This is a genomic window from Oleiphilus sp. HI0128 (assembly GCF_001635365.1).
Map to the genome: position 1 here is coordinate 1 of NZ_LWGG01001618.1, position 823 is coordinate 823.

General features: G+C 46.4%; 2 protein-coding genes. Both read right to left on the reverse strand.

Annotated elements, in window-relative coordinates; genetic code table 11:
* Positions 1 to 359 (reverse strand): response regulator transcription factor (locus tag A3763_RS26380; RefSeq protein ID WP_156495355.1); only part of this gene is annotated, 359 nt, incomplete at its 3' end.
* A 13-nt stretch (positions 360 to 372) separates the two neighbouring features.
* The gene (locus A3763_RS26385; protein ID WP_068513369.1) at positions 373 to 639 is read right to left on the reverse strand and encodes a PepSY domain-containing protein; all 267 of its coding nucleotides are present in this window, start codon (positions 637 to 639) and stop codon (positions 373 to 375) included.
* Positions 640 to 823 lie beyond the last annotated feature (184 nt).

Consider the following 823-nt stretch of genomic DNA (forward strand, 5'->3'; position numbering starts at 1 on the left):
CCAAAACGTCTGAGCAAGGCTTTAATACGTGCAAATAACTCTTCGACATGAAAAGGCTTCACCAGGTAGTCATCTGCACCAGCATCCAGGCCTTCAACTTTATCTTGCCAATTTCCGCGAGCAGTCAGTATCAATATAGGGAAGTCCCTCCCCGCTTTTCGCCAACGACGAATCACTTCAACGCCTTCAATTTTTGGCAAACCTAAGTCCACAACCGCCAGGTCGATCGGGAACTCCATTCCCTTATATAAACCTTCTTCACCATCAGCCGCGAGTTCAAGACAATAAGATTGTTGCTTTAAAGCATCTGCCAACTGTTCTCGCAGTTTGTTTTCATCTTCAATCACTAGAAGCTTCATCGTCTAGCTCTCTTTACTTGGCGCCACTGAGCAGCTCACCACTCAGGCTATCGACATGCAACACCCTAACTCGACCCGCTTTAGTTAAAAACTTAACCCGATAGACGCTACCACGGGGCGTTTCTTTGAGCTGAACTTTCAGGACCTTTCCTTCGAACCTTTCCTGAACAAGGGCAATTGCTTGATCTCGACCAATTCTCTCATTCTTTGTCTCTGCGACCAGGTTTGCGGATAAGCACACCAGCAACACGGCGGACAAAAAAAGTTTTACGAGTTTCATAGCAATCACCTTTGCGAACGTTGCCAACTAACGAGGCTTCTTTCGGTGTCACAGCTCCCTTCTAAAAAGGTTCCACCCTGACACGCACTTTTATTTTCTTACCCGGCTTCTGATCCATTCGGGTCTTATATCTTTCACCCTTGTAACGATACCATACATGGTAGCCGAGCACCTTCTCTTCATA

Coding starts and splice junctions, on each gene's coding strand:
- A3763_RS26385 (WP_068513369.1), bottom strand. CDS start 639: ATGAAACTCGTAAAACTTTTTTTGTCCGCCGTGTTGCTGGTGTGCTTA.